The organism is Kitasatospora sp. NPDC041988, from assembly GCF_055588525.1.
On record NZ_JBVJCO010000047.1, the window covers coordinates 39,700 to 60,317 of the forward strand.

At 72.1% G+C, this 20,618-nt stretch carries 18 protein-coding genes and 1 pseudogene; 8 read left to right on the plus strand and 11 right to left on the minus strand.

The genetic code is table 11. The features are described from left to right. Nucleotides 1–82: 82 nt before the first annotated feature. The 3 genes and pseudogenes from ACZ6NC_RS33660 to ACZ6NC_RS33670 form a co-directional block, all read right to left on the minus strand. Nucleotides 83–196: pseudogene (locus tag ACZ6NC_RS33660) on the minus strand (hydrophobic protein); the annotation flags it as partial. A 49-nt stretch (nt 197–245) separates the two neighbouring features. Further along, entirely contained in the window at nt 246–725 is a 480-nt protein-coding gene (locus tag ACZ6NC_RS33665) for a hypothetical protein (RefSeq protein ID WP_465737655.1), read from the minus strand. Nucleotides 726–1,157: 432 nt separating this feature from the next. Beyond that, on the minus strand, nt 1,158–1,511 hold the full coding sequence (locus ACZ6NC_RS33670) for an STAS domain-containing protein (RefSeq protein ID WP_465737656.1): 354 nt from the start codon (nt 1,509–1,511) through the stop codon (nt 1,158–1,160). Nucleotides 1,512–1,717: 206 nt separating this feature from the next. Here ACZ6NC_RS33670 and ACZ6NC_RS33675 point away from each other — a divergent pair, with 206 nt between their 5' ends. Beyond that, nucleotides 1,718–2,176: a helix-turn-helix transcriptional regulator gene (locus ACZ6NC_RS33675; RefSeq protein WP_465737657.1), complete on the plus strand. Its 459-nt coding sequence runs from the start codon at nt 1,718–1,720 to the stop codon at nt 2,174–2,176. 415 nt (nt 2,177–2,591) lie between these two features. Here ACZ6NC_RS33675 and ACZ6NC_RS33680 read toward each other — a convergent pair whose 3' ends face one another. Further along, complete coding sequence (locus ACZ6NC_RS33680) at nt 2,592–2,747, minus strand: DUF6131 family protein (RefSeq protein WP_465737683.1); 156 nt, start codon at nt 2,745–2,747, stop codon at nt 2,592–2,594. A 239-nt stretch (nt 2,748–2,986) separates the two neighbouring features. Beyond that, the gene (locus ACZ6NC_RS33685) at nt 2,987–4,270 is read right to left on the minus strand and encodes an NAD(P)/FAD-dependent oxidoreductase (RefSeq protein WP_465737658.1); all 1,284 of its coding nucleotides are present in this window, start codon (nt 4,268–4,270) and stop codon (nt 2,987–2,989) included. A gap of 238 nt (nt 4,271–4,508) precedes the next feature. Here ACZ6NC_RS33685 and ACZ6NC_RS33690 point away from each other — a divergent pair, with 238 nt between their 5' ends. Next, nucleotides 4,509–5,288 carry a hypothetical protein gene (locus ACZ6NC_RS33690; protein WP_465737659.1) on the plus strand — a complete coding sequence of 260 codons (780 nt, stop codon included), beginning with the start codon at nt 4,509–4,511 and terminating at the stop codon, nt 5,286–5,288. A gap of 45 nt (nt 5,289–5,333) precedes the next feature. Here the strand turns inward: ACZ6NC_RS33690 and ACZ6NC_RS33695 are convergent, their stop codons facing one another. Next, on the minus strand, nt 5,334–6,842 hold the full coding sequence (locus tag ACZ6NC_RS33695) for an FAD-binding oxidoreductase (RefSeq protein ID WP_465737660.1): 1,509 nt from the start codon (nt 6,840–6,842) through the stop codon (nt 5,334–5,336). 517 nt (nt 6,843–7,359) lie between these two features. Between ACZ6NC_RS33695 and ACZ6NC_RS33700 the strand changes: the two genes are divergently transcribed. Further along, entirely contained in the window at nt 7,360–7,752 is a 393-nt protein-coding gene (locus tag ACZ6NC_RS33700) for a hypothetical protein (protein WP_465737661.1), read from the plus strand. A gap of 486 nt (nt 7,753–8,238) precedes the next feature. On the opposite strand, the gene ACZ6NC_RS33705 is transcribed toward ACZ6NC_RS33700, so the two are convergent. Together ACZ6NC_RS33705 and ACZ6NC_RS33710 are read right to left on the minus strand one after the other, a co-directional pair. Then, nucleotides 8,239–8,745, minus strand: a complete 507-nt coding sequence (locus ACZ6NC_RS33705; RefSeq protein ID WP_465737662.1) for a universal stress protein — start codon at nt 8,743–8,745, stop codon at nt 8,239–8,241. A gap of 322 nt (nt 8,746–9,067) precedes the next feature. After that, nucleotides 9,068–9,313: a hypothetical protein gene (locus tag ACZ6NC_RS33710; protein WP_465737663.1), complete on the minus strand. Its 246-nt coding sequence runs from the start codon at nt 9,311–9,313 to the stop codon at nt 9,068–9,070. Nucleotides 9,314–9,955: 642 nt separating this feature from the next. Between ACZ6NC_RS33710 and ACZ6NC_RS33715 the strand changes: the two genes are divergently transcribed. From ACZ6NC_RS33715 to ACZ6NC_RS33730, 4 genes are all read left to right on the plus strand, one after another. Then, nucleotides 9,956–11,200 carry a PP2C family protein-serine/threonine phosphatase gene (locus ACZ6NC_RS33715; RefSeq protein ID WP_465737664.1) on the plus strand — a complete coding sequence of 415 codons (1,245 nt, stop codon included), beginning with the start codon at nt 9,956–9,958 and terminating at the stop codon, nt 11,198–11,200. Nucleotides 11,201–11,516: 316 nt separating this feature from the next. Beyond that, nucleotides 11,517–12,263 (plus strand): hypothetical protein, encoded by a 747-nt coding sequence (locus tag ACZ6NC_RS33720; RefSeq protein ID WP_465737665.1) that lies wholly within the window; start codon nt 11,517–11,519, stop codon nt 12,261–12,263. 216 nt (nt 12,264–12,479) lie between these two features. Further along, on the plus strand, nt 12,480–14,204 hold the full coding sequence (locus tag ACZ6NC_RS33725) for a class I SAM-dependent methyltransferase (RefSeq protein ID WP_465737666.1): 1,725 nt from the start codon (nt 12,480–12,482) through the stop codon (nt 14,202–14,204). A 752-nt stretch (nt 14,205–14,956) separates the two neighbouring features. Beyond that, the gene (locus ACZ6NC_RS33730; protein WP_465737684.1) at nt 14,957–16,867 is read left to right on the plus strand and encodes a S53 family peptidase; all 1,911 of its coding nucleotides are present in this window, start codon (nt 14,957–14,959) and stop codon (nt 16,865–16,867) included. Nucleotides 16,868–17,120: 253 nt separating this feature from the next. Here the strand turns inward: ACZ6NC_RS33730 and ACZ6NC_RS33735 are convergent, their stop codons facing one another. Together ACZ6NC_RS33735 and ACZ6NC_RS33740 are read right to left on the minus strand one after the other, a co-directional pair. After that, on the minus strand, nt 17,121–17,807 hold the full coding sequence (locus tag ACZ6NC_RS33735) for a Tat pathway signal sequence domain protein (protein ID WP_465737667.1): 687 nt from the start codon (nt 17,805–17,807) through the stop codon (nt 17,121–17,123). 335 nt (nt 17,808–18,142) lie between these two features. Further along, nucleotides 18,143–18,769, minus strand: coding sequence for an HAD family acid phosphatase (locus ACZ6NC_RS33740; RefSeq protein ID WP_465737668.1), 627 nt, complete (start codon nt 18,767–18,769; stop codon nt 18,143–18,145). 366 nt (nt 18,770–19,135) lie between these two features. Between ACZ6NC_RS33740 and ACZ6NC_RS33745 the strand changes: the two genes are divergently transcribed. Beyond that, nucleotides 19,136–19,759 carry a TetR/AcrR family transcriptional regulator gene (locus ACZ6NC_RS33745; RefSeq protein WP_465737669.1) on the plus strand — a complete coding sequence of 208 codons (624 nt, stop codon included), beginning with the start codon at nt 19,136–19,138 and terminating at the stop codon, nt 19,757–19,759. A 91-nt stretch (nt 19,760–19,850) separates the two neighbouring features. Here the strand turns inward: ACZ6NC_RS33745 and ACZ6NC_RS33750 are convergent, their stop codons facing one another. Further along, complete coding sequence (locus ACZ6NC_RS33750) at nt 19,851–20,591, minus strand: DUF6333 family protein (protein ID WP_465737670.1); 741 nt, start codon at nt 20,589–20,591, stop codon at nt 19,851–19,853. Nucleotides 20,592–20,618 lie beyond the last annotated feature (27 nt).

Here is a 20,618-nt window from a genome sequence, read left to right on the forward strand (position 1 = left end):
CCCCCCCCCTCCCTCCTCCCCCCCCCCCCCCCCCCCCTCCTCCCCCCCCCCCCCCCCCCCCCCCCCCCCCCCCCCGACGCGGCTACCAGCGGTACCAGCGGCCGCGGCTTCCCGAAGCGCCCGTCCCGCGGGCGACGAAGCCCAGCAGCCAGATCACCAGCACGGCGACCGCCACCCACCACATGACCTTGAGAGAGGCGGGTGCCACGGTCCTGCCCTCAGCGCCCTCGGCGGCCTCAACGCCCTCAGTGCCCGAGGGGGTGCCAGATCCGGCTGCGGCGCTCGGGCGCGGCCGGCCCTGGGGTGGTGGCACCGCTGTCCTGCTCGGCAGCCGTCTGCTCGGGCGCGGCCGCCTCCCGGGCGGTCGGGGCAGCGGGCCCCGTGGGCTCCGGCGACTGCTCGACGGGCTCCGGCGGCTGCTCGACGGGCCGCACCGGCGCGGTGCTTGCCACCGGCTCCGGGTACGTGTCCGGGTGTCCCCTGCGGTGGGCGCCGAGCCTCTCAGAGCGGCGGGCCCGCCGGGAGAGGCCGATCAGGGCCAGACCGAGGCAGAACAGCAGCGCGAGCGCCACGCCGGACAGGAAGATGCCCAGGCTGTTCATGGTCACCAGGTCGTTACCCAGCATGACCACTTGGTAGTCCGGTCCGCCGGAGAGGTTGTCCGCGATCAACAGACCGGTGAAGGCGCCGGCCGCGGCCATCAGCAAGAGTCCGAGCAACAACATGGCGCAAATCCCTTCGATTCGGTCGCACCGTAATCCGTCCTCCCCTTGCTCGCTCGCGCATACCCGGGCGTTGCCGGCCCTAACGCGCGCCCAGGCCGCCGGGCCGGCCGCTCCCCTCGGGGACCGCGCCCGGACAGCCCTTCTCCGGCGGCCGAACCGGCCTGGTGTCCGGTCGTCCGGCGGAGCAGCCGCTCGACGGCCAGGTGGTGACCAGGAGGTCGGAGGTCAGACCGGCGGTGCTACCCCGGCGTACCCGTGCGCCTGCCAGGCGGGTTGCGAGCGGGCGGTGACGGCGGGCGTGCCGCCGGCAGGCGCAGCTGCAGGCGCCGGTGGCCGCGGGAACGGTGGGTGCTAACGTCCGGTGGTGTCGTCGTGGGGGCCCGGTGGTCCATGGGGTCTCGAGGATCGTGGTCATGGCCGTGGGATCTCGCCCTACGGGTGGTCGCCGGCGGCAGGCCGGAAGGTGAAGAGAGCGGTGGCTTCGGTGATCGCGAACAGGCGCTCCACCTGGGAGCTGACTGCGGTGAGGGCGAGGGTGCGGTCCGCGGCGTGGGCGCTGCGGCGCAGGCGTAGCAGCATGTTGAGCCCGGCGCTGTCGCAGAAGGTGACGGCGGACAGGTCGATGTCGAGGCCGGTGTCGCTGGCGTTCAGAGCACGGGCGAGGACGCGCTGCAGATGGTCGGCGACGTCGAAGTCGATCTGGCCTCGGACCGCGGCCCGAGCCCGGCCCGAGTCGGTGGACAGCTCGAGGACCAGGTCGCCGGCCAGCCGCAGACCGGCACACACGGGCCCGTCGGTCGGATTCGGCCCCGCCGTGAAGGACGTCGCAGCGGCGGTCCGGGGCACGGGCAAATCAGCGGGCATGGTCTTCCTCCTGCTCTCGGGCGGGGATGACACCTCCAGATTGATACGCATCGATTCTCACGTCAACTGATACGCGAACCGCAATTCGTTCCTGGCGAAACGGGAACACCGGCTCTTACGATGGGGCTATGGGCAACGAAGAGCCTGCGGGCGAGCGAGCGAGAGCGAACTGGACGTTCGTCACCAACCACGCCCGGGTCCTGGCCGCCATCGCCCGCGACCCCGGCGTCCGCCTGCGCGACGTCGCGGCCATCTGCCGGCTGACCGAGCGCGCGGTTCAGGCCATCGTCGCCGACCTCGAACGGGACGGCTACCTCACCCACACCCGCTCCGGGCGCCGCAACCACTACAGCGTCGCCGCCGATACCCTGCTGCGGCACCCGGCCGAAAACGGCCTGAGCGTCGCCGTTCTCCTCGACGTCCTCACCCAGACCCACCCGGGCCACGACACCGCCGACACCGGAGCACAAGTCAGCGGAGCGAGCCCTGACCGGGCGCCGACCACCCGACCGCAGCTTCCCGCGGGGCCCGACGACGATCCACCGGGGGACGTTCCGGGTGGCACCCGGAACGCCTCGCGTCCCTGACGCACCGAGTCCCCGTCCAGCGGATCGGCTTGCGTGTGGCAGACGGTCCGAACGCGACTGACCTCCGCTGCGACTCCGGGGTTTGAGACGCCCGGTTTCGAGCCGGGCGACATAGGCCTTCGCACGAACGTGCTGATCGGCGATCGCCCCCCCCGGCAATGCCGACCTGCAGCGCCCGGGCCCGGCCGCCGCCCGGGCCGCACCTCGCCCACAGCCCTACCGACCGCCCACCAGGGACTCGCTCCCGAACTACCTACCAGGCCCTGTGGCAGATGATCGTTCTCAAGGTGCCCCTGGCCCCGCCCCGGACTGTGCGGGCGGGTGGCCGAGACTCCTGCCACCGTGTCGACGGCGAGCTGTGGCGCCTCGACGTGGACGCCGCTGCCACCGGGCCTCGCGCGGGTCGTTGACCGGTCTACCAGTAGTGGCGACGGCCACCGACCTCGTGGCCCACCGCACCCATGATCCACAGGACGAGACCGATGAGGACCAGGATGAGGCCGATGGTCCACAGAATGGAGATACCGGCGACAAATCCGATGACGAGGAGGATGACTCCGAGGACGATCACGATGACCTCCGTTTTCGCTCCCCCCGCCGAGATGTCCTCCGCCTGTGCGGAGGACATGCTGCGCCTTTCCGGTTCTCGGGCCTTCAATCCGGTCAATCGTGATTTACCCATCCGATCCGTGGGGCGAGGGCAGGCTGGAGCGCGAGCAGGTCAGGCGGTGCATGACGATGCTGACCGGGTTGCAGCGGGTTCCTTTCCGAGGAAGCTGCCGAGAGCGAGTGGAGTCGGGAGGGAACCGGTCATGACCCTGTGTGTGACAGGTGCGCGGGTGGCACAGCCGCCCCGCGATGCCTGATGTTGACGACCAGAGCCTTGGCCAGTGCCACGGGGTTCAGGAAGCGCAGCGGACCGATCAGGCGGGATGCGAACAGATGCATGTGCCGCGCCAGCGACGCATCGCGCGCCGCCGCCGAGAACATCAGCCGCTCCATGGGGTTGAACGGACGGGCGTTGGCGAAGTCGGCGGCCAGATACTGGTGACCACGCAGCCGGCGCCGGTGCCTGCTCGCGTACACCGCGAGCGACCTGTCGAGGTCGCCCCGACCGGTTGCGGCCGGGGCCACCGCCTCCGCCAACCATTGCGCGGACTGCAGGGCCCACCCGCATCCCACTCCCCACAGGGGGTCGCCGGTCAGGGCGGCGTCGCCGATGAGCGCGAGGCCCGGTGCGGTCGGCCTGCGGCTGTGGAGCGGGTAGTTGACCGTGCCGGTGATCTTCGTGATGCGCTCGGCGGAGTCGATGGGCGGTGCCTCGGGCAGGGCGCGGACGAATTCGAGGAAGCTGCCCTCCAGGTCCTCCCGGAAGGCCGGCAGCCGTTTCTTGTCCGGGAGCACCGCGATGACCGTCACCCCGTCGTCGTTGGGAAACGTGTACGCCATGTCGGGCTCTAGGAACCAGGTCTGACCGATCCCGCCGTGCAGGGGAAGATTGCGGAAGTGCGCGAGATAGCCGAACCGCGCGTTCTCGTACAGCCGAGCAGGCACCCCGGCGAACTTCGCGATGTCCGAGTCCTTGCCATCGGCGCCGACCACCAGGCGGGCCCGGATCTCGCACTCGCCCTGTGCTGTCGACGCGCGCACCCCCAGGATTCGCCCGCCTTCCCGGACCAGCCCGGTCACCTGGTGACCGAGGAGCAGATCGACGCCAGGAGTCTTGGCCGCATGGGACCTGATCAACGGGTCGAGGGTGCTGCGTCGAATGTTGTACCCGTACGGCAGCTCGGGGCCCGCCGGCGCGGCCCTCGGCTCGATCCATCCCCAGCGGGTGTACCAGCGGGCCTCGTTGCGGAGGGCTCCCGCCTTCTCCAGAGCGGGGACGAGGCCGAGTTCGTCCAGCACCGGGTAGGCGTTGGCCGTGATGGAGTGGGTGCAGAGCACCTTGTACGCCTCGGGGTCCGAGCGGCGTTCCAGCAGTGCGACGCGGACGCCGCGTCGGGCGAGCAGGATCGCCGCGGCGCTGCCGGCGAGGCTGGCTCCGCTGATGACGACGTCGTAGTCGTATCCCGCGCTCTCAGGCTTGGTCATGCGCTGATCGCTCCCTTCGGGGTGTGGTGCCGTTCGTGGGAGTGGTGCAGTGCTACTGCTGTCAGGAACATGAACAGTTGTCAAGAGCCTCGGCATGGCCGCCGGCGGCCGCCGGGGCGACACTGGAGAGCACCCGCCGAGCTGCTGCGCGACCTGCACCACGGCCTCGGCGAGGAACTCGCCGCGCTGACCGGCCGACCCGGCGTCCGATGACCACGCCCCGTTTCGGGAGGAATCCTTGCGTCTCACCGACACCCGCACCGGCACCACCGCCGAGATCCGCCCCGCCCGGCGCGGCCTGCTGCGCGTCGCCGTCCACCTCGGACGCCCGGAGCGCCCGTTCGACCTCGCGGACCTGCGCGCCCTGCTGGTCGCCGACGTGCTGCGCCGTGTCTGCGAGCTCGGCGGGGATCTCCAGATCAGCCTCGTGTGGGCACACCCCGACCTGCCGCCGGCCCAGGTCAAGGCGCTGGCCCGGGACGCCGACCTGATCGGCATCCACCCGGCCGACACCGACAGTCCCACCGCCCCGGCCGATGTCCACCTTCTCGCGCCCGGCACCGACGCCGGCCGTCCGGCCGCCGACGCCGTCCTCACCGCCACGGCGCCCGCCCGGCCGCCGGTCCCCGGCGAGCCGCCGCTCGGCTTCCTGGAGCGCATCGAGGTGGAGCCGCTCGCCGTCCGCCTCGCGCTGCTGCGCCACCCCTACCGGATGCCCGTGGACCTCACCCGCCGGACACTCGCCGACGCCCAGGGAACGCTCGACCGCTGGCGGCGGCTGGTCGCCGACTGGGCGCAGGAGCCCTCCCTCCCCTCGCTCGCCGACCCGACGCACCGGGCGTTCGCCGCCTTCGAGAACGACCTGGACACCGCGACGGGCCTGGCCGAGCTGGACCGGATCGCCGCAGGCTCAGGCCCGGCCGGTGCCCGGTTCGAGACCTCCGTGCGCCTGGACCGCGTCCTCGGCCTCGAACTCCCGCGGGACATCGGCCGGGCCGCGCCCGGGTCGAGGCGCTGAGCCGGTGCCGCCCGGAGCCGGCCTCATCTCCCCGCCTGCCCCGGCTCAGCCGGTGCTGACGGCCTGGTCGTAGCGGAACAGCCCGGTGGGGTCGTAGGCGCGCTTGACCTGGACCAGGCGGTCGTAGTTGCCGCCGTAGTAGGCGTGCTGCCAGTCGTACAGGTCGGGGTCGGGGAAGTTGACGTACGCCGCCGAGGTCTCCAGCTCGCGCCGCAGGACACGGTGCATGGCGCGGAGCTGCGCCAGCAGGTCCTCGACCGCCCCGGCGGGCGTGTCCGGGGACCAGTGGGTGCCGATGTCGATGACGAAGGTCGCGTCCCGGTGGGGGTAGGCGGTCTCGTCGGCCGCCGGTCCGGCGCTGCTGCCGCCCATCGCGAAGAGCGTCACGTAGCCCGCGTTGCCCGGCACACCGGGACGCCAGCCGCGCACCCACTCGATCACGGCCTCCACCGTGCCGGCGCACAGCCGGCGGTCCGGCACCAAGGACTTGGAGGCGGTGGCGGTCCCCGCGCCGGGCTGCTCCATGAGGTACTCCTGGGCCGACCAGAACTGCCGCTGCTCGATGAACTCCTTCGACGGGCCGAGTACCAGCAGAGGGGCGAGCAGCCCGCGCAGCGTGTCCTCGTCACCGAGGCGCTGGCCGAGCAGCGCGACGGCCCCGGCGCCGCCGTCACCGGCGTTCTTGAACCCGATCCGGACGTCGAAGTCGTTCGCCGCGTCGGCCGCCAGGATGTCCTGCACCATGTCCAGCAGCTCGACGCCCACGCTCAGGTCGAAGGACAGGTCGAAGACCGTGGCGATCTGCTCCCCCACCCGTACGGCGTCGAACGTGAACCCCGTGTTGATGCCGAAGTTGCCGCCGGCGCCGCCGCGGCAGGCCCAGAACAGGTCGGAGTTCTCCCCCTCGCCGGCCCGGACCAGCGTTCCGTCCGCCAGCACCACCCTGGTCTCGGCGAGCCGGTCACAGGTCAGTCCCCACTTGCGGTCGTTGAAGCCGAGGCCGCCGCCGAGGGTGAGGCCGGCCACCCCGACGCCCGGGCAGCGGCCGCCGGGGAAGTACAGGTTCGCGGACCTCGCCGAGTAGACGTCGGAGTTGGTGGCCCCTCCGCCGAGCACCAACCGGGTGCCCCGTACCGCGACGTTGTTCATCCGGCGAAGGCTGATCAGCAGACCGCGAGTGGTGGAGTAGCCGGCGTAGTTGTGGCCGCCCGAGCGTGGCGCGAACGGCATGCCGTGCCCGGCGGCCCACCGCACGGCGGCCTGCACGTCGCCCTCGGTCGCGCACGCCACGATGCCGGCGGGCAGCACGTCGGCGTAGCGCAGGTTGTCGGGCAGGGCAAGCCGGTCGAAGCCGGCGCTGCCCGGCCGGTACAGGCCCGCACCCGGGCTCAGCGCACGGCGCAGCTCCCGCCAGGCCGCATCCTGCGGCGGCACCGCCCCGGACGACCCGCCCGTGGTGACGGCACCGGCGCGGCCCGCGGGCAGCGAGGCCGCTACGGTCAGTGCGGTCGCCTGTGCTCCCCGGTGAAGCAGGTGCCGACGGCTGATGCTCATGCAGGAACTCCCATCCCTCAGTGCCGGCCTCGGGCTCGACGTGACGATGGGGAACCTATGACTCAGGCCGACACAAGCCACGGTTCGCCGACGAACGTCTCCGAGATTCACCCGTTCGGGCGGCGCGCCCGGTTCGGCGCAGGCCCCTGCGGGCGAGGAGCGGAAGCGCCGAGCCCCGGGTCCGCGGTCAGTGCGCCCGCCGCCTCGCCGGCGTCGAAGTCCGCACCGGGAGCGACGGTCACGGTGACGGTGACGACGGTGCCGTGCGCCTACGTCAACGGCCGGGCGATCGACCCACCGTAAGGCCCACACCCCGAGCCGGGCTGGTACAACTTCCACGGCAGCCTCAACGGCCACCAATTCATCGGCGGCGGGGGGGCGGCACCGTCCGGAGCGGCAACAAGGTCACCCTCTCCTGGTTCCGCAGGGGTTGGACCCCGGACACCGCGGCGGACCGGTAGATCTCCTGCCAGGCCCCGATGCCCGGCAGCACCAGAAGGGACGGGGAGACGGAGCGATGAGCGTGAACGGCACCACCGGCGGCGGGCATCGTGTCCGGATCCTGGACGACCGGCACGAGCTGACCGTCCACGCCCTCACGAGGACCACGGAGGGGTTCACCGTCACCTACTCCGTCACCCCGCCCCTTCCGGGTGATCTTCACCCGGCCTCCCGCGACGCACCGCCCCTGTTCCTCTGGCTGGAGGCCGTCGACGACCGCGGCCGCCACTACCTCGACTACGGCGGCGCCCACGGGCTCAGCCCCGATGGCCTGCGGACCGACGGCGGCATCTCCGGCCGACCCACCGTGCCACCGGAGGCCGGCGCACTGACCGTCCGGCTGGTCTTCCTGCGGGGCGGGACCGAGCAGGCCTACGAGATCATCTTCCCCCTGCTGGAGCCCCGCTGAGCGGCGGACCCCCTTCAGAGGCCCGTGAGGTCGCGCACCAGGCGCGGAGTGTCCCAGCACGACCGGGCGGGGCCGGCGGGGCAGGCAGGGCAAGCCGCGGGAGGCTGCGGCACGAGGTTTCGGTGACGGGGGGCGCGCGGCCTGGGTCGCGGATCGACCGGATGTGAGCCCGCCACCTCCGGCGAGCCCGTCCCCACGACAACCGATCGGCCCGACGAACCCTCGGGCAATCGCCGCGCGCCCCCACCCCTGTTTTTCACTGGCCGCCGAAACGGCCCCGACGGAACCGCCGGGGCTGGGATTCGGCCCGGTCCGCCGTCCAGCCGTTGACTCTGGTGGCGAACCGTTTCCTCGCTGCTGACGCTATGCCCGCCGGTACGGCATCCGGCCGGTCCTGATGCCTCCCTGACGGGCCGCCCGGCGATCTTGACGAACCATTGGCGCCGCAGGTGAGAGCCGGCAGCGGCAGCCGATGGCGCCGGGAGCTCAGGCGGCGACAAGGGTCAGCAGATCAGCGCTGCGCGCTATGTGGCGGAGGTCCTTCAGCAGCTCGGACGGGGGCACCGTGATCACGGTGCAGGCGGCGTGTGCCTGGCAGTAGCGGCTCGCCGAGGGCCGCAGGATTCGCGACAGTCGGCCGCTCCGGCCGGTGCCCACCACCAGGAGGTCGTCCGGGCGGTCCGCGACCTCCACCAGGGCGCGGCCGGCCTCGGCCCGCAGCACCAGCGGCTCGATGCGGATGCCGGTCGGGTATCCCCCGAAGGCCTGCTCGAAGGCGGTGTCGAGCCGCTCGCGGGCCGCCTGCGCCCAGAGCTTCGCCAGCGGCGGGCACGGGTGGGCCCGGTACGCGGGCTCGCCGCCGACCGGCATCCAGGTGATCACCGGGACGAGCACGGCGTCGCGGAGCACGGCCTCCTCCATCGCGCGGTGCAGGGCCGCCAGATTGCCGAGTGATCCACTGACTCCGACGATAACCCGAGTGTCCTCGGCCATGACGCTTCGCTTCCTTCGATTCATAGGCTGTGACGCGAGCTTAGCCTGCGCAATGCACGCTTAGCAACGGGATACGCCTGGGATCGCAGAATTCGCGGGGCATGGACAGCCCTCTTGATGAAACCTTGACGCCGGCCTGCGGGATCGTCACGCCTTGCTGGCGGCCGCATCCCCCGTGTCACCGCTTCGGGCGTTCCGTTCACGCGCAGTCGAGGGGAGGCCGCGGGATTTCGAGCGGTGCGGCGCGAGGTCGTGTGCCGGGCGAGCCCGGTGTCGAGCAATCGCGCAGGCCGGGCGCGGCTTCGGCGGCGCCCCGCCCGGCTCACGACGATGCGGCGCTCTCCGTACGTGCCGCCTGGTCGAGCAGCAGCCGCGCGAGTTCGCGCGCCTCGGCCGGGCTCAGCCCGGCCCAGATCCTCGACGTCCCGCCGCGTTCGGGCCCGACGGCCAACGCGATCCGGCCGAGGTGCAGTCCGGCTGCGCCGAGGCGGAGTCGGCGAACCTCGATTCGCCGCCCGCAGGCCGTCACCAGCGACTCGGTCCCAGTGTCGTCGGTCGCACGCGACAACGTCCTCACGCCCCTTCGATGCATCCCTGTCGGCATACGAGGAAACGCGTCCGGCGGATCGGCCATTCCACCCGCCCGCGCCCCGGCTCGGGCCTCGGCGCGGTGGCGCCGTCCGTATGCCCGGATCGCACTGCGGCCGCCAGTTGACGGGAACAACAAAAAGGCCGCCTTCGCATCTCTGTGAAAACGGCCCACGCCCTGCATTAACGCTGATCCGAACAACAGGATTTGTACCTGCGCCCCCGACGCCCAAGTGGTCCCGTCATCTCCCACCGGAAAGTCCGGATTGGGATTTCGCGATCACGAGCCGCAGAATCAGGGCTCCTGCTTCTCTGATCTGCATATATTTACCTCCTCGTGATCGTCCTGCCGGTAATTCCTCCGGCACTGTCCAGGTTACTCCGGTAAAGCGGGAATTCGGGCCTGCCGGGTGCACGAATACCGTGGCGTCCGTTCGCGTCCGCGAGGCAGGCCGGGAACCACGGCAGACGCTGCCAGGATCCAGCCTCGCTCGGGTGTCGCCGGGTGAGAGCCGGTGCGAAGCTGAGACGGAGAAGACGCCGGTGAGGCGCTCGCACATCTGCGTGGAGCAGGACAGGGAAGCCGGCCGAAGGAAGGGCTGCTGCGGCAACCGAGGTACACATGGCGGACTTCGCACGACAGAACCGCACTCCTGCGGCCGACCGGTCGGAAGGCTTCGGTGAGCGACTGCTGGGCCGGCTGCTGGACCGGGCTCACGAGATGCCGCCGCAGCTCATCGGTCCGCTGGTGGCGGAGGAGGTACGCGCGATCGGTGGCCGGGACGTCGCGATCCTCCTTCAGGACTACGGCCAACTCGTGCTGGTGCCGCTTCCGGGCAGGGGACTCACCGGTGGAGAGCCCGCCCCCATCGACGGTTCCCGGGCCGGCGAGGTCTTCCTCCGTGCGACCCCGGCCGAGCACGCTCAGGCCGACGGGATACGGATGTTCCTGCCACTGCTGGACGGCAGTGACGAGGTCGGAGTGCTGGCCGTCACCCTGGACAGCGTCGATGACGACGACCGTCGGCTGCTACGGCGTCTCGCAAGGCTGGCCGCCGACATGCTGGTCACCAAGAACGGCTACACGGACCGGTTCTTCCAGGCGCGGCGTCGCGAACCGATGAGCGTGGCCGCGGAGATCCAGTGGTCACTGCTGCCCCCGCTGTCGATGAACACCCCGCAGGTCGCGGTCGCCGGAATCCTGGAACCCGCCTACAACGTCGCCGGCGACAGCCTGGACTACGCCCTGAACGACGACGTCCTGCATCTGGCCATGATCGACGCGATGGGCCACGGCTTGAACGCCGCCGTACTGGCGACCGTCGCCGTGGGCGCCTACCGGCATGCCAGACGCGCCAATGTCGGGCTCGCCGAGCTGTATGCGTTCATGGATGCCGCCATCGACGAGCAGTTCGGCCCCGACCACTTCGTCACGGCGCAGATGATGCAACTGGACATCGGCACGGGCCACCTGCAGTGGGTCAACGCCGGCCACCCGGCACCCCTGCTGATCCGCGACCACCGGGTCATCCAGGCCCTGGAGAGCCCCGGAACGCTGCCGGTCGGCTTCGGCGGTGACACACCGCAGATCAGCACGCGACAGCTCCGGCGCGGCGACCGGGTGCTCTTCTACACCGACGGAGTCGTCGAGGAGCACCAGTCAGGCGGCGAACAGTTCGGCGAGGAACGCCTCGTCGCCACCATCGAGCGCGTCGGACCCGCCGGCGGGGGCGTGCAGGAGATGGTGCGGAGCCTTTCCCACAGCCTGATGCGGGAACGGGGCGGGACCACCACCGATGACGCGAGCCTCTTTCTGGTCGAGTGGCGCGGCGGCACCGCCGACCATCTCGCGAACGCAGAGCTGTAGACGGCCCACGAACGCGCCGTCAACCCCCGTACGCCCCCCGCGCGATCGCGTCCGCAAAAGTACTCCGATCACCGCCCACCGTTTGCCGCCCCGGTGATTCTGGCCCCGGCCGGGGCGGTGTCCGCCGAACTGCGGTCCGGGGTGGCGCGGATATCCTGGAACTGGGCGCAGTCGTGATTGCGTGGGCATCGTCACCGGGTGTCAATTCGCACGGTGCGAGAATCACGAGAATCACAGCGCGCGTACGGAAGGGGTGGCGCCCTTGGCAGAGTGCCGCGGAACACCGTACGTGACAACGCAGGACGGGAGCGGTGCGATGATCCTTCCGGTTGAGATCAAGGTCAATGTCGACGGCGGCGTCCCGGCTGCCCTGTCGGCGCTGGGCGGGCCGCAGAACGGCGCCCAGAAGCGGCTCATCTGGTTCGCCGAGGGCCGCGAGGAGGTCGCGGACGGGCGATTGCCGCTGCTGGAGAGCGGGGTGATCGTGCGGCTCAGGAGCGGCGACACTCCGGACGAGCTGACCGTCAAGTTACGTCCGTGCGCCAAGGAGCAGCTGGCCGAGCCGTTCACCCGCCCGTTCGACGAGGAGTCGTTCGAGTACAAGATCGAGGAGGACCTGTCGGGAGACCATCGGGTCCTCTCCGCCTCCGCGACGAGCAGTCACCCGCAGGGGGCGCTCCTGGACGCGGTGTCGCCCGGGGCCGATGCGGCCGCACCACTCGACGCCCGGCAGCGGCAGTTCCTCCGCGACTGCGCACGCGGTGTGCGTGTCAGCGGACTTGTCGCGCTGGGCCCGATCGACTCGACCAAGTTCGACGACGTCCCGCTCGCCGACCTCAAGGTCGACCTGGAGCGGTGGTCGGTCGACGGTCTGGACTTCCTCGAGGTCTCGCTCCGGGTCAAACCCAAGGACGGCGAGAAGACCGACGAGTTCGAGGAACGGGTCGCGCGCAAGCGGCAGAAGCTCGAATCGGCGGTGCGGGAGCGGGGCGTGGTGGTCTCGGAGAACCCCGAGAACAAGACCAAACGCGTCCTCACCGCCCTGGTGGCCGGCCGCCCGTGACCGCCGTCGGCCCGAGCGCGACGCCCTCGGGGCGGCGCATCGACGACGGTGACCACGGCGCCCGGGGTGGCACACTCGGTGCAAACGTTTCCATCTCCTGCCGAATCCAGCAGGAGATGAAAACCATTGCCGAAACTTGACCGAACATCAGCGCTGTTCGTACCGGCGGCATGGTTCAGTGGTCCCCGCGCCCGCGCCGACCCCGGAGTGATCACCGTGCCTGCCATCCCCGCGCTCGTCAGCGCCCTGCGCACACTCGGCGACCGGCCCGCCGTCGTCGCCGGCGGCCGCGCGATCAGCGGCATCGGGCTCCTGCTCGGCGTCGCACCGCAGGGCGGACTGCCGGAGGCCGTGGCCGAACGCGTCGCGGCGCACGCGGCGCTCCCCGCCGCGGAGAGCGCGCCGGCCGAACGCCGGCTGCGGCACTGGGCCGGCATACTCGGCCCGCCGCCGATCCGGCACACCGTGCTCTACCCGGCGACCGAGCTCGGGATCGAACTCGCCCTCGCCACCCTGTTCGCCGGCGGGACGGTCATCTGCGGCGACCCCGACCAGCCGGCGGACCAGCTCCCCGCCCAGCTCGAACAGTCCGGCACCACCCACCTGAGCCTGCCGTCCGAGCTGCTGTGGCGGCTCAGCCGGGTCCCCGCGCTGCGCGGGAGCGACCTCACCGCGCTCCGCCAGGTGCTCCATGTCGGCCCCGAACCCGCCCAGGACGACGTGTACGCCGCCATGGACGCCCTCGGTGCCGTCGTGGCCCACGTCCGCCCGCCGCACAGCGAGGCCGAGCTCGCCGACCACCGGCTGCGCGAAGTCGTGGGCGCCGCGGCGGACTCCGCGTGGAAGCAGGCCATCGGCGTCACCACCGAGCAGGCGCGGCTGTTCGTCGAACGCCTCGACGAAGCCGTGCTCCTGTCGATGCTGTCGGCCCTGCAGCACGACGGCGTCCTGGACGACCCGGCCCGTGGCCACCCGGCCGCCGAGATCCTGGACGCCGCCCGGGTGGCAGCCGAGCACCGTCCGCTCGCCGGACGCTGGCTACGGACGCTGGAACGGGAGCACCTGATCACCCGCCGGGGAGAGCACTTCCACGGTGCGCGGCCGGTCGACGCCGTCACCGCCCGCGCAGCCTGGGAGCAGGCCGCCGAGGCCTGGACCGGCCACCTCGGCGCCGCGGCCGTCCTCGACCGCCTGCGGCACAGCGCCGCACAGCTGCCCGGGCTCCTCTCCGGCGAGCAACCCGCCGGGAGGCTGCTCATCCCCGACGGGAACGCCGACGGGAACGCCGACGGGAGCGTTGACGGCATCGACGCCCTCACCCGGTCCACCGCCACCGGCCGCTACCTCGGCAGCGCCCTCGGCGCGGCGGTGCGCCACATCGCCACGGCCCACCGCGGCCCTCGCCCACTGCGGCTCCTGGAACTCGGGGCGGGCACCGGGGCGGCCACGGAGGCGATCGCGGACGCGCTGGCGGCCGCGTGCGGGGCCGTCCACACGGTCGACTACCTCTGCACCGAGCCGTCCGGCGCCCTCCTCGGCACGGCCCGGACCCGGCTCCGACGCCACCCGTGGCTACGCTTCGGAGTCCTCGACCCGGACGACGCGCCGGGCGCTGCCGAACCCGGCCCGTTCGACGTGGTGGTCTCCACCGGCGTGCTGGGCGGCACCCGCGACGCCGGGGACCGTGCCCGCCGACTGGCCGGCCTGCTCGCCCCCGGCGGCTGGCTGCTCGCCGTCGAGCCGACCCGGGACCACCTCGACCGCCTCATCACCCGCGACTTCCTCGCCCCCTCGCCCGCCGCCCACGCCGCACCACCCTCCCGGCAGGGGTGGCTCGACGTGCTGGCCACCGCGGGCTTCGGATCCGCCCTCACCCTGCCCGGCGAGGACCATCCACTGACGCTGCTCGGGTACCGGCTCTTCGCCGCCCGGACTCCCTGACCGGCGCCTCACGGCACGCCCGCCGGCCCACGCCTGTCGGCGTCCGCGAGCCCCGCCCGTAGGACCGGCACCCCCGGCCCCGTCCGGCGCACCGCCGGAGGGCCGCCCGCCGCACCGCCGGAGGCCGCCGGGTGCGCCGAGGTCCGTACCATCGGGGCGGCCTGACCGGAGCACATGCCGCCGGCACGTCACGTCCGCTTCACCCCTCGCCCCCATCGCCGGTCCGGGCCCGCCGGCCCTCCCCCACCGGCACCGCTGAGCGGCCGTGACGGCCGGGCAGCCTGCGGACTCCACGGCCCGCGGCGACACGCCCCATCGCCGCCTACCGCCCGCCGTCCGGCCAAGTCACCTATCGCACTTGGCAATTCATGCACAAGGCCCGGTAAAGGCTGCGCGCCCGGCCTTGTCGCCGCCGGTGACCCGTCAGTAGCGTCTTGGCCACACCGCCCGGCAACGACCGTATGCGGTACGGCCTTTGGTGTGCTCAACCAGCTGTCATGAGCCTGCCACGAGCCTTGGAGCACCCCGACTCCCGTACAGCGCAAGCACCAGCCGGCCCGGCCACCCGCCGCGGCCGGCCGCACATGCCGAGATCCGTCAGCACGGGCACGAGCCCGTACCGGCGAGCACCCCCATGCCGGCACCGGCCGCGCCCTCACCCCACGGAGGGTCGATCCTTGCGCTTCAACTCCCCCGGCAGGCCGCGCCTGCCCAGAGCACGCCGGCTCCTCGCCGTCCTGCCCGCCCTGGCCATGGCGGCCGCCGGGCTCCTCGCCGCCGCACCCGGCGCCACCGCGGCCGACACCGCGCCGCACTCCCCCATCACCACCAAGCGGCTCTGCGCGAGCCACCCCGGTGAGATGGCCTGCCTGGCCCTGGCCAGGACGGACATCGCCCAGCAGCGCACCCTGGCGCCGAACGCCACCCCCTCCGGCTACGGTCCGGGCGACCTCGCCTCCGCCTACAACCTGCCCGCCTCGGCCGGCTCGGGCGCGACCGTCGCCATCGTCGACGCCTACGACGACCCCAAGGCCGAGTCCGACCTCGCCGCCTACCGCTCCCAGTACGGCCTCCCGGCGTGCACCACCGCCAACGGCTGCTTCAAGAAGGTCGACCAGCGCGGCGGGACCTCCTACCCGACCGCCGACAGCGGCTGGGCCGGCGAGATCTCACTCGACGTCGACATGGTCAGCGCCGTCTGCCCCAACTGCCACATCCTGCTGCTCGAAGCCGACACCCCGACCATGGAGAACCTCGGCACCGCCGTGAACACCGCGGTCAGCATGGGCGCCAAGTACGTCTCCAACAGCTACGGCGGCGGCGAGGACTCCACCGACCCGAGCTCCGACGCGAGCTACTTCAACCACCCGGGCGTCGCCATCACCGTCTCCTCCGGCGACTCCGGCTACGGCGTCGAGTACCCGGCCGCCTCCAAGTACGTCACCGCCGTCGGCGGCACCAGCCTCAGCCGTGCCTCCACCACCCGCGGCTGGAGCGAGAAGGTCTGGGGCACCGCCTCCGGCGGCAACGGCGCCGGCTCCGGCTGCTCCGGCTACGACGCCAAGCCCACCTGGCAGACCGACAGCGGCTGCGCCAAGCGCACCGTCGCCGACGTCTCCGCCGTCGCCGACCCCGCCACCGGCGTCGCCGTCTACCAGACCTACGGCGGCAGCGGCTGGAACGTCTACGGCGGCACCAGCGCCTCCGCCCCGATCATCGCCGCCGTGTACGCCCTGGCCGGCACCCCCGCCGCCGGCACCACCCCGGCCTCCTACCCGTACGCGCACACCTCCGCGCTGTACGACGTGACCAGCGGCGCCAACGGCAGCTGCTCCCCGTCCTACCTCTGCACCGCGGGCAGCGGCTACGACGGCCCGACCGGCCTCGGCACCCCCAACGGCACCGCCGCCTTCACCTCGGGCAGCACCTCCGGCAACACCGTCACCGTCACCAACCCGGGCAACCAGTCCACCGCGCAAGGCGGTTCGGTCAGCCTGCAGATCCACGCGACCGACTCCGCCCCCGGCCAGACCCTCGGCTACAGCGCGAGCGGCCTGCCCACCGGCCTCTCCGTCAACTCCGCCACCGGCCTGATCACCGGCACCGCCACCGCCACCGGCACGTACACCGTGAGCGTCACGGCCACCGACACCACCGGCGCGAGCGGCTCGACCGCCTTCACCTGGACGGTCACCGGCACCGGCGGCGGCTGCCCCGCCGCCCAGCTGCTCGGCAACGCGGGCTTCGAGACGGGCAGCGCCGCACCGTGGAACGCCACCGCCGGCGTGGTCGACAACTCCGGCAGCGAGGCCGCCCACTCCGGCAGCTGGAAGGCCTGGCTCGACGGCTACGGCTCCACCCACACCGACACGCTCTCCCAGTCGGTCACCCTCCCGCAGGGCTGCCGGGCCACGCTCAGCTTCTACCTGCACATCGACACGTCCGAGTCCGGCTCCATCGTCTACGACAAGCTGACCGTCCAGGCCAACTCCACCACCCTGGCCACCTTCAGCAACGTCAACGCCGGCGCCGGCTACACCCTCCGCAGCTACGACCTCTCCTCCTTCGCCGGCCAGACGGTGACCGTCAAGTTCACCGGCACCGAGGACAGCTCCCTCCAGACCGGCTTCGTCGTCGACGACACCGCGCTCAACGTCTCCTGACCGGACGCCCCCACCCATCCGAGGGGCCGCAGCCAACGCTGCGGCCCCTCCCGGTTGCCGGCAGTGGGCCTCAGCGATCGGTGGAGGGCGACTCTGCCGAGGCGCGCAGCAGCAGGTCGCGCAGTGCCGTGGCGGTGTCCGACGGCTCCGACCGGCGCCTGACCTTCCCAATCGCCCCGCACCGGCGTCGGCGGTGGCGCGCACCGGGACGAGCCCGACCGGTGCCCGTGGGTCACCGGTCGGGCCGGCGCGGTCAGTTGACGTAGACCGCGGGGCTGCCGGGCCGGGTGGTGTCGGTGACGGGGCCGTAGGTGGCGGAGAAGTAGCCGTCGGCGGGGCAGAGGGACGAGCCGCCGCTCTTGGCGAAGTGCTCGTTGCGGAAGCCCAGGCTGTGGGCGGCGTTGTCGGCGTTGCCGGTGAAGGCGCCGCTGAGCTGGTAGGTGCAGGTGATGGTGCCGAACCAGGTGTTGAGCACGGCGGTGGCCTGGATCGGCCCGGCGGCTCCGCTGGTGAGGGTGACCGGGAGGCCGGGGCCGTCGTCCACGGCGATGCCGTGGGGGAGGTTGCCGACCGTCAGGCTGCGGACCGAGGTGACCCCGGTGACGTTGCTGGTGCACGAGCCGAAGGTCAGCCCGGTCAGGGACTCGGTCGCCGTGCCGGGCGCCGCCGGGTTGCTCAGCACCGTGGCCGAGAGCTGGGAGACGGCGCAGGTGACGCCGGTGGTGCTGGTCGCGGTCGAGTAGAAGGTGGCGCGGGTGCTCGTGGCGAGCGGCGCGGCGAGCGCGTCGCCCACTGCGACGGCGGTGCCGCCCGCGCTGCCGGCGGTCAGCACCGGGGTGGCGGCGGGCTCCGGCGCCGCGGACGCGGGGACCGCGCCGATTGCGAGTGCGGCGGCGACGGTGGTGGCGGCGACGACGGCCAGGTGACGGTGAAGGCGCATGGGAAAGCCTCTTCCTCGGTGAGGGGGGATCGAGAAGGCGAACTTTCACTGCTCCCGGGCGGTGGGGATCGGGGAGCTGACTACGTTGTAGAGCCGTGTCCGTGCACCGTCAAGGCAATGGGTGGAACTTGCTGACTTTTCGTCAGCAAGAGGAAGGGCCACCATCCTGGCCCCGGAACGCGGCGGCCGCCCCGGCGAGGGCTCGGATCGGGCACCACCCGGGGCCGGCGCACCGGCCGGGCCCCGGACGACGTGAGCCGCCCCAGGGCTTGTCCGACAATTCGCGTCGCATCAGCGCGCGGCGGGAATTGTCAGACAAGCCCCGGTTGGGTCGGTCAGGAGAGCAGGCCGTTGTAGTCCGGCAGCTTGAAGGTCCGCTCGGCGTGGCCGCCGCCCAGGTCCGTCCAGTTGTTGCCGACGCTGGCGATGATCGTGTAGCCCTCGTTCTCGACCTCGATCCGCTCATCCGTCTTGTACTGCTGGACCGGCTTGAAGAGATCGCACAGGTCGCGCCCGTGCAGCTCGTCCACGGTGTAGCCGGCCTTCTCCAGGCTGTACCGGGTGACCGGTTCGATGAAGTCCACTCGCGCGGTGACGAAGATGATCGCGACCCCGCGCGAGTGGGCGTACCGCGCGAACTCCACGACCGGCGAGATGCCCGGCATCGTGAACGGGTGGAAGTGCGTCGCGAGGGTGGTGTTGTCGATGTCGAAGACGATCGCGGGCGTCCTGTCCGTCGGCTCGGCCGTGCGCTGCTCGACGTAGGCGCGGGCGGGCGCGATCGCGGCGGCCACGTCGGCCAGCCACTGCTGCTCGGTCACCGTGCTGCCACTGCTCGCCGCGGGGGCTGCGGCGACCGCCGGAGCGGCGGGGGCCGCGGCGACGGCGGGGGTGGTGGCGAGACCGGCGGTGATCGCGGCCGTCAGGGTCGCGGTGGCGACGAGCTTTGCCTTGATGCTCATGTCTGGAACTCGGCCTTCAATGTGATGGATTGTCAGTCGGACGATCGGTGTGGCAATGGGGGTCGGGCCTGATGGCCGCCGTCACGCCCAGCGCGTCGCAAGGTCCACCTCGGGGCGACGACCCCGGGTGACTACCGGCACATCGAGGCGGTCGCGTGGAATGCGGCCGAATTCCGCCGTCGGCCCGGGCCACGAGGGCGAGTCACCCTCCGAAACCGTGGCCTGGCGCCACAGGGGAGACGCCAGGCGCCATCCACGGACACCCCTAAAACTAGAACCAGTAGTTTTCCTGGGCGAGAACGTACACTAGTCCACGGCGAGGGCCAATACCCGGGGGTAACCACCAGCGGACGAGAGGACCAACAGATGGGCAGGCCGTCACGGCCACTGCTGACCCGGGACGGAATCATGCAGGCCGCTCTCGCACTGGTCGACGAGGAGGGCGCCGCCGCGCTCTCGACCACCCGCATCGCCGCCCGGCTGGGCGTCAAGGGGCCCTCGCTCTACAACTACGTCTCCAGCCGCGACGAGATCATCGCCGGAATCAGCGACCTCATCGTCGCCGAGATGGAGCTCGACCCGACCCTCCGGCCATGGACCGCCGCCCTGGACGCCTGGGCCCGCTCCTACCGCGCCGCCCTCGCCCGCCACCCGAACATGGTGCCGCTGCTCGCCTCCCGGCCGACCCGGTCCCTCGCAGCCCTGCAGGCCTACGCCTGCGCGTTCGCCATGCTGCGGGGAGCCGGCTGGCCCGAGGAGCACGTGCTCTCGGTCGTCCAGTCCGTCGAGTACCTCCTGATCGGCTCCGCGCTCCACCTCGACCGCCCGCACGATGCGGCCTGGACGACCGAGGCGCTCCCGCCCGGGCTCGAACCGCTGCGGAACGCCCCGCCCGACTTCCGCGAGCGGGCCTTCGAGACCGGCCTCGCCGCGCTGATCCGCAGCTTCCAGGAGACCCTCGACGACCTTCAGGCGCGGCACAACGGCTGACCCGCCGACGTCGTGCCCGCCACGGCGGCACGGGACGCCGGCAGGGACGGGCCGACCCGCGCGCCAGCCCACCGCCCCACGTCCGGCTGCTTCAGTCCTCGAAGCGCCAGATCTCTTCCATCAGGCTCGTGTAACCCTCGGTGTGGCGGACGCGGAAGGCGGACATCCGGAGGGATTCGAACCCCCACGGGTCGTAGGGCCCGAGCGCGAGGCGTCCGAACGCCTGCCAGTTGGTGAAGGCCGGATCCTCCTCGTCCGGTTCGGCGTCATGCCCGGCCAGCGAGGCGGGCGTGACGCCGAGGGCACGCAGGACGGCGTGGGGGTCGCCGGTCAGGTCCCATCGCGTGCTGTCCCAGCCTTCGGAGTGCAGCACCAGCCCCTCGGGCAGGTGGATGGTGTCCTCGGAGTGGTTCTCTCCCATGTCGACGCCGACCGATCCGACGATCCGGGCATCGGGGTAGCGCCGGTGCAGGGCGTCCGTCTCCGTCAGCAGGGGCCACGTGTTTCCGTTGTCGGCCAGAGCGGGATCGGAGACGGCGATGACGTTGCCCCAGCAACCGACGCGGATGATGTCCAGGTCGGCCCGCGTGTGCGGGGAGGAGGCCACGGAGTCGGTGAGGGGGAGCTCTTCGAGGATGCTGTCGACGGTACCGAAGGCTCCGGCGAACCGGCGGGCCTTCGCCAGGTCGTGAGGAGGCAGCGCCGCGATCGTGGCGAGGGTGCTGGGGCCGGTGGAGGCGGGGAAAGGGGGCCGCAGGACGGTGATGGTGTACTCGCCCCAGCCGTTGACCCTGCGGTCGGGCGCGCTGGTCCGGAAACTGGCATCGGTCATGGCCGTCACCGTAGTTGTGGGCACCGA

Coding starts and splice junctions, on each gene's coding strand:
- ACZ6NC_RS33665 (WP_465737655.1), bottom strand. CDS start 725: ATGTTGTTGCTCGGACTCTTGCTGATGGCCGCGGCCGGCGCCTTCACC.
- ACZ6NC_RS33675 (WP_465737657.1), top strand. CDS start 1,718: ATGGGCAACGAAGAGCCTGCGGGCGAGCGAGCGAGAGCGAACTGGACG.
- ACZ6NC_RS33685 (WP_465737658.1), bottom strand. CDS start 4,270: ATGACCAAGCCTGAGAGCGCGGGATACGACTACGACGTCGTCATCAGC.
- ACZ6NC_RS33695 (WP_465737660.1), bottom strand. CDS start 6,842: ATGAGCATCAGCCGTCGGCACCTGCTTCACCGGGGAGCACAGGCGACC.
- ACZ6NC_RS33700 (WP_465737661.1), top strand. CDS start 7,360: ATGAGCGTGAACGGCACCACCGGCGGCGGGCATCGTGTCCGGATCCTG.
- ACZ6NC_RS33705 (WP_465737662.1), bottom strand. CDS start 8,745: ATGGCCGAGGACACTCGGGTTATCGTCGGAGTCAGTGGATCACTCGGC.
- ACZ6NC_RS33715 (WP_465737664.1), top strand. CDS start 9,956: ATGGCGGACTTCGCACGACAGAACCGCACTCCTGCGGCCGACCGGTCG.
- ACZ6NC_RS33720 (WP_465737665.1), top strand. CDS start 11,517: ATGATCCTTCCGGTTGAGATCAAGGTCAATGTCGACGGCGGCGTCCCG.
- ACZ6NC_RS33730 (WP_465737684.1), top strand. CDS start 14,957: ATGGCGGCCGCCGGGCTCCTCGCCGCCGCACCCGGCGCCACCGCGGCC.
- ACZ6NC_RS33735 (WP_465737667.1), bottom strand. CDS start 17,807: ATGCGCCTTCACCGTCACCTGGCCGTCGTCGCCGCCACCACCGTCGCC.
- ACZ6NC_RS33740 (WP_465737668.1), bottom strand. CDS start 18,769: ATGAGCATCAAGGCAAAGCTCGTCGCCACCGCGACCCTGACGGCCGCG.
- ACZ6NC_RS33745 (WP_465737669.1), top strand. CDS start 19,136: ATGGGCAGGCCGTCACGGCCACTGCTGACCCGGGACGGAATCATGCAG.
- ACZ6NC_RS33750 (WP_465737670.1), bottom strand. CDS start 20,591: ATGACCGATGCCAGTTTCCGGACCAGCGCGCCCGACCGCAGGGTCAAC.